Source organism: Lapidilactobacillus concavus DSM 17758 (assembly GCF_001435835.1).
GTDB classification, from domain to species: Bacteria; Bacillota; Bacilli; order Lactobacillales; family Lactobacillaceae; genus Lapidilactobacillus; species Lapidilactobacillus concavus.
In genome coordinates this window covers 1-7,528 of the sequence record NZ_AZFX01000024.1, presented here as the reverse complement: position 1 = coordinate 7,528, position 7,528 = coordinate 1, and the positions used below count along the sequence as shown (strand labels likewise).

General features: G+C 35.9%; 5 protein-coding genes. 2 read left to right on the top strand and 3 right to left on the bottom strand.

Features of this window, described 5'->3' with window-relative positions:
* Positions 1 to 32 precede the first annotated feature (32 nt).
* A complete protein-coding gene (locus FC15_RS02700) occupies positions 33 to 1,946 on the bottom strand; it encodes a class III lanthionine synthetase LanKC N-terminal domain-containing protein (RefSeq protein WP_057823724.1) in 1,914 nt (637 codons plus the stop codon).
* A 273-nt stretch (positions 1,947 to 2,219) separates the two neighbouring features.
* On the opposite strand from FC15_RS02700, the gene FC15_RS02695 reads away from it, so the two are divergent.
* Together FC15_RS02695 and FC15_RS02690 are read left to right on the top strand one after the other, a co-directional pair.
* Positions 2,220 to 3,821: an ABC transporter ATP-binding protein gene (locus FC15_RS02695; RefSeq protein WP_057823722.1), complete on the top strand. Its 1,602-nt coding sequence runs from the start codon at positions 2,220 to 2,222 to the stop codon at positions 3,819 to 3,821.
* Positions 3,822 to 4,155: 334 nt separating this feature from the next.
* On the top strand, positions 4,156 to 5,034 hold the full coding sequence (locus FC15_RS02690) for a helix-turn-helix domain-containing protein (RefSeq protein ID WP_057823720.1): 879 nt from the start codon (positions 4,156 to 4,158) through the stop codon (positions 5,032 to 5,034).
* Between the two features lie 975 nt (positions 5,035 to 6,009).
* Here the strand turns inward: FC15_RS02690 and FC15_RS02685 are convergent.
* Positions 6,010 to 6,474, bottom strand: a complete 465-nt coding sequence (locus tag FC15_RS02685; RefSeq protein ID WP_235803313.1) for a helix-turn-helix domain-containing protein — start codon at positions 6,472 to 6,474, stop codon at positions 6,010 to 6,012.
* Positions 6,475 to 6,569: 95 nt separating this feature from the next.
* On the bottom strand, positions 6,570 to 7,274 hold the full coding sequence (locus FC15_RS02680) for a hypothetical protein (RefSeq protein ID WP_057823718.1): 705 nt from the start codon (positions 7,272 to 7,274) through the stop codon (positions 6,570 to 6,572).
* Positions 7,275 to 7,528: the final 254 nt, after the last annotated feature.

Here is a 7,528-nt window from a genome sequence, read left to right as displayed (position 1 = left end):
GTCATTTAATCATGCAAATAAGAGTTACTCATTTACACAAAATTCTTGACACTCTCGTTATAGACAATATTGACGATTTTCTCTTTGATTTGTTTGATTTCTGGAGTGGGAGAATTATTCATGCTTCTAAGTATAGTTATCCCGATGCCAGAAATACCATATAGAATTCCAATCGGGAATTTATTGTAATCAAAAGTTAAAAAAGCTTGTAGCCACATTGCTTCATAATTAATAAATTGTTGTCTATATAAATCATGATCTTGTACAACTTTTTCTATTAGGTTAATCAAATAGATGTCACCTTTTATAAGATTGTGTGGACGAAGCTCATCAAACGGGTGAACCAATAAATAATTTTTAAGATAGCCAAGTAACTCAGTAAATTCTGGAATTGAGTGTTTTTCTTTTACAAAATGTGAAAGAGGAAGTATCAATTCTAAATTCAGCTTTTGTTGATAAAATTGGTTTGTAAGAATATGTGTTGGATATTTCAATGGAAGTTCACCCATGTGGGCCGCTATTGAATAATTTGTTATGCCGGTATTCTCATGAGTTACTGTGCTTAATAGTTCTGAAATAGTACTATCTGAGGTATCAATATTGTTCATTAATTTAATGCCAATAGCTGCTAGTTGCCTTTCTTGTTGATTTAGATTAAGCGGTAAGGTTAGGTTCTGTAATCGCTTAATAAACTGCGAACGTGTTTTTCCGTCGGTCATTTCTGGGGAAACAGGAACAATTTTTGTTGTGATTAAGAAAATTATAGCTCCTAGGGCATAGCTGTCCGCAAACTGACTACTTCCGGCGTCCGTTCGTTCTTTAATGTGAAGAGGAAAAAAGCCGGGAGAACCACCAGGCAAAGGATTTGCACTCCCTATCTTGCATGATAATTCAAAGTCGATTAAATGTGGTTTTAGATTGCTATCAATAATGATGTTATAGGCAGATAAATCTCTAAAAATAAATCCTGCTTTGTGTAACATACACAGTTGCTGATGTATCTGTACTATTAGTTTGAGTGGGTCTTTAATGATTCTAGTTTTATTTAAGTAGAGCAGATTAAAAAGCTTTTCCCCAACTATCTCTTCCTGCACTTCATAGAAATTATTTCCATTAGTGAAGTAATCATATACTTTTGGATGCTCAACATATTTTGGCAGTTGATTCAAAACAGTCACTTCGTTCAGAAAACGATCTGCACCAGAAGTGTGATGTCCATCAACCATCAACTCGCCTAGACCTTGTTTAAGAATTCTGACAGCATTGTTCTGAATAATATGAAAAACTGCTCCCTTAGAATTTCTACTGATTAGTTGTAAGTTATTAATACCGTGACTTGCAAAATCAATATCTGAGTTGTTGGAGCTTACTTTGCTGAGCTCAATAAATTGTGGGGTATCAATCCAATTGGGCTTAAAGTGATTAATTGCTCGAATATCTGGAACTATTTTCCCATGATTGTTAAACAGAGACGGTACTTCAGCGCCAAAAGTATCATATTCTTTAATCTTGGTGAATGCCCCGTAGCGTAAAAATAGGCTCGTATCACCAAAACGGATATCTGTTGGAATTATTGGAATAGGCGTGGATTGAGTGACTGGTGCTATACGAAGGCACAGCTGTGCTAGTCCTTTTTCAGACTGATCCACTGGATAAATTGTAATCATCTTTCCAGTAACTAAATAACCATTACGACCGTAGATCATATTTAGCATATTATGATGAGTGGAGGGAATCTTAAATGAGAAGCTGGGTCTACTACTACATTCTTTAATAAGGGCAAACAGCACCTTTTCAAAATTATCAGGTGTACAAGAAATGTGTATTTTCCATCCCTGTAGTGGTAATGGGTTGTTAATGTCCATTGCGTAAATCCACTGATCATCCTTGCGCACGGTCATGTTTACTAAGATATTACTTAGTGTTGAAACATTTGGGCAAGCCATCTTACATCCTCCTCATTCCTACAATTACCTATAAATTTGTATACAAGTAAAATAAAAACTAAATTTAATTATATTTCTATTGACACAATTGTAATTTAGCATTACTATAATGCCAGAGCCGATTAATGATTTCTTCTCTAAATCAACCACAACAGCAATCACCGACCAGGTTGTCTGCAAGGATGGTGGGATCACTTACGTTATAGAGAATTAATATCTTGTTTTTAGGCTATGTGGTAAACACCTGGCTATTTTTTTATTGAAGGAGTCCATATGCCAATATACCGATATCTACGAAATCATAGAATTCTCCTCTTTATCATTTTTGCAATCAGCATTGGCGGGCAAGTATGCGAAAATATTGGGTACATTTATCAGGGGAACGCGCTACAAAGCATTATTAAATTGGACTTGAATGCCTTTATCAGATTCGGGCTGACCGAAGTTGTGTTAATGCTCATCTATTTTGTTTCTTCTGGTGCGAACTCAATTGTTCAGTCTGGTCTAAAGCAAGTCATGGATAATGAGATTAGGAATGATATTTCAGCTAAAATGGAATCAATTTCGTTTGAAAAATTTCATTCCAATAATAGCAGTGTTTATACATCTTGGCTGACGAATGATATTAATCAGATCAATAGCAGTGGCTTCAGCGCCTTTTTCACGAACATGTCATCCGTTGTTATGATCGTTGTTTCCGCAGCTACACTTGCGACTGTCAGTTATACCTATCTTGTCACACTAATAATCGGTGGATTACTGATTTATTTTGCCCCGTTTTTCTTTAAAAAAATTCAACAACGATCTTCAGAACGTGTTGCAAGTACAAACTCTGAATTTACAAGCGTTGTTAACGATAGTTTTGAAGGATTCAATTCCTTATATTCATTGAATGCTTTGCATATCATTGGTCAACGAATCATTGCTTCTGCACAAAACGTCAAAAAAGTAAACGTACGAAACTCAATTATTGGTGGTTCTGTCAATCTGGCCATTAACCTGGTGAGTTTGTTTTGTCAACTCGCAATTCTTGGACAAACAGGATGGTTAGTCTATCAGCATCAAGTCAATGTGGGCGCACTGTTTTCGTCTATCACAGTGGCAAGTGGTGTTTTTAATGGTTTGATCATGCTGAGCTATAATTCTTCAACGATTCGTGGCGTTTTGCCGATTTTTACTAAGTTTGATCAATTTATTAGCAATCAATCTGGACATGAGTTAACAACTTTACCTAGTGATAATACTGTTAAGATTGAAAATCTCACCTATCATTATCCCAATGGTACTGAGCATATTCTGAATCAATTCACGTATACCTTCCAATCGGGCGGTAAATATGCTGTGATTGGAGAATCTGGTCGTGGGAAAAGTACATTATTAAATATTTTGACTGGACGTTTGACTGGGTATGAGGGGAGCGTGATGATCGGTGGGATTGAATATCGCACAATTGATCCATTAACGCTGACCAAAAAAATTGTTTATCTTGATCAAGATCCTTATATTTTCGATGATACCTTGCGATTTAATTTGACCATTGGACGTGAGATCAGCGACGAAATGCTAATGGAAGTTCTTAAAGAGACACAATTAGAGTCATGGCTTGCAGGGTTATCTGAAGGTTTGAACACCAAATTGACACAGCATGGTGATAATCTGTCTGGTGGGCAAAGACAACGAATTGCGTTGGCCCGTGGGTTACTAGGACATCCTGCTATCTTATTACTTGATGAAGGCACTTCTGCCTTGAATCCAGTGATGGCCAATGCGATTGAGCAAATGTTGATTCATCGAAAAGAAATGACATTGATCATGATCACGCACCATCTACGCCCCGAATTAGCGGAAACGTTAGACGATGTGGTGGCGTTATAAAAATGGAATTATGATATTGAAAAATGGAGACAAGCATTCGTTTAGAATGTTTATCTCCATTTATGTTTGAAATCCAAGTTACCTTTTAATTAATGATAGGGCAATTGTTCTACCGGATCTTCACTTTGAAGCTTAGATATTTTCTGTACCGAAGCAACAGAGGTGGGAGGGGTACTTTGATTAAGACTATTAAATGTTATATAATTAGCACTTGATAGTGTTAAGCTAACCAAGAAAGCAACGATGATCTTTTTCATAATAATTCACATACCTTTCTTTTTCTATTAATAATACCATAATATAATAAAATTAAAACATTGTTAGGAGAATTATTTTGATTGATGGGGAAAAGTTACGTAAAAAAAGAGTTGAATTGGGTTTTTCCCAAACAGAACTAGCAGCTGGTATCACAACTCAAGCTACGATTAGCTCGCTGGAACGCAACGCCAGTGTTCCTAGCAGTGATATTTTAATGCGGATTACGACAAGATTAGGCATGAAACCAACTGAGGTAATCTCAGGTGATAGTAATGTAGCAATTGAGCAACAACTATCTGAGGCAGACCGTCTCAGCATGAACTATCAATATGAAAAGTTATTAGAAGTTTTGGATGACATGGAGAATATTGCGGAACCGGAACAACAGGCTCATTATTTGTTTTTAAAAACAAATGCACAGATGTGGCTAACGAAAAACTTTGATGATGCCATCTTTGGTTATAGCAGAATTCTACAGCTACCCGATACTAGAATGAGCATTTATTCCATTGCGGCGACTTGCGAACTCGGTGTTTGTTACATTAACAAAAATAATGATCTTGAGAAGGCTGGTTATTATTTTGATCAAGTCGAGACAATGATGGTACAAACCGATCTAGATGAATATCCGTTTTTGGCACTTTTTCTATATGCCAATTTAAGTAAATATTATTCGAGTGATAAAAAAGATGACAAAGTTTTTAAAATCCTTGATACTGCCATCAAATTTGCTCAGAAACATCATACAACATATTTTCTTGATCAGTATTATTATCTCTATGCCGCAGAGATCAAAAATCAAGCTGGTAAGTGGACTGAATCGGCTAGTCTCTATTTATTGCAGGCATACACATTTGCGAAATTTAATAGTGACGATGTCACTTTGAGTAAAGCTGAGGGTTATCTAAAAGAAATTGATATTGATGTCAGTAAGCTCTTTAAGCAGGATATGTAAAGCGTTATCAGAGATTAGCAACGATAGAGTTAGCTATGTGGTTCCCCGAAAAACCTCAAGCACTTCCTTTAGCTGTGCCTTAATTTCAGATTATTTTTACCAGTCCTTGAATCAGTCTGCGTATAACTAAATAGAATCCAGAAAATTTATGTAATCACATTCAAACTGATGAATGTGATTTTTTTGTTCCTATTAAGATTGGGTTGTCTGTGGATAAAAGTCTACAAACAGTTATTGCGTTAAGCCGATATCGTTGATTACCAGTCTTCGCTCCTGTGCCAATCATTAATCATCTCATCATGTTCCGCTAACACTGCGGCGAGTATTTTTTCTTGTCGTGGTTTCATCTCTGAACCGTTAACCAGTGTATCTAATAAGATTGTGCCTATTGCTTTATCGAGCTCACGTGTGATAGCAATCGTTGATCCGTATTGATGGGCTAAGGCATTAAATGTTTCTGGTAATTGATCGTGTTTGTTGGCTTGCTCTAAGTCTTTTTCTGATCTTTGCGAATAGAAAGAATGGTTATAAGTCCTTGAATACGCTAGTAAAGTAGTTTAGGCCAATTCGGGTCACACATAATTTGGCAAAGTGACCGTGTATGGTTTTAGACATTTGCAGTGTTCGTCGTATTTTCTGAAAGTACGACGATCATTTACGCGTTTTAGGTAATGTTCGGTCATATTTTAGACAAACAAAAAACCAGTTAAACGTCCTCAATATTTCCCACTATTCGTGATTTCAATGATCTTCTCTTTCACACGCGCATACTTATCATCACGATTACTAATTCGTTTACGCTTGTCGTGATAAGTCGCCTTCTTTAGGTCAATGTCCTTAAGGATATCTTCGATTTTATAACGTTCAGACTTGGGAAGCTTAGCTTGGTCAGCTCTGATCCGATCAACTATTTGTGTTTTGCGTCGTCCTTTGAAGGTCCGAACAGAGCTATTGATTTTTTTAGAATATCATTCTCTAACCTTGCCTCGTATAAGTCTTTATTTTTTGAATAAGCTCTGCACGCAGTCGTTCAACTTCTTTTTGTTTTTCTGGAGATAATGTTGGTTTCTTCTTCTGTTTCAATTTGGCTGGCCTACCTTGTTGATGAGACCGTAAAGCTTCAACACCGTCGTGATTAGATTTAGTTCGCCAAATACTAATTTGACAGGCTGAAATATCGTACTTTGTGGCGACAGTGGCTAAAGACTCATCATGAGTTTGGTAGTAGTCTATCACACTTAGTTTGAAATCAGTAAAAAACTTTCGTTTACTTGTCTTTCGCTTCAAAGTTTCGACGCCGCCTAAGCGATATCTCTGAATCCAATACTGATGCTGACGTTGAGGTACCTGATACTTCTGAGCAAGTTCAACCACACTCATCTTGTCGTTAAAATATTGACCAACGACTTGTGCTTTTAACTCAGGATTATATTTGACCATACAAAAAGTGCCTCATAATCATTAGACTGTTTGTCTAACAATTATGAAGCACTTCAACTTTATGAATTTTCTATTTAGCTTGTTTATTTAACCGATTATCTAGTGAGGCAGTGGAGTAATTCGTGATAGGCAATTGTTAGCAATCTTTGATTATTTTCCAACGAATGTCGAAGTAGAAAAAAAGATTCATTAACAAGAAGAAACGATATATATCCTAAAAAGGATAGACCGATGATAATTAGTGTAATGAACACTGGAAGTGTTGCAAATTTATATAGTAGAAGAGAAAAGGGTAATGAAATTATCAGAACAAGCTTTAACAATTGTGACACGCTTGTTTGCTGATCGCGCTTTAGCTGATTCAACTTCTTTGATAAAGATTCAATATTAGATTCTATCGTACGTCTTGTTAGTACAGTAATGTCAGCCTCGCTGGTGGTATTTGCGTCAGGAATAAAGTTCTGTATTAATTCTGACATTGTTTGATAATACTTTTTTGTATCTGTTTCGGATTTCTGTAATCGCAGTGAGTGTATAACAGCGTACAATGATAAAAAAGATAGTAAAAACAGAAGCACGCTAATATAAATACTTGTGATGCTTAATTCTATGTTGAAAATTAATTGAATAAAGAGGATTGAAAAACTAAACGCAAAAAGTAATGTTCCCACGAAACCAGAAAAGATAATTGATTTTCGTGCATATCGATTGTTTTTCAAGGCCAGCTGAACTACAGAGCGATAAAGATTATTGTTGTTTTCAAACTCTTCGAAGTTTTGGTTCTTTTGATGCTGATCCATATTTATTTCCTCTAAGTACATAAGAATGGGTATAAGTTAGTATATCATAGACATTGATTAAAAAACTAGATGCGTAGATAGATTACCGTGCGTTTAATAGGTGCTAATCTTGAAGTGAATTATTAGTGAATGCGTGAGTATTAGAAGGTGGTTTCAATAGCTCCCACCAATGTTTTATAAACATAAAATGATTGACAGTTCCGCCATGAAAAATTAGGTAATAGCTTCCTGAAGTTACATCAGTTTTTTTGCTG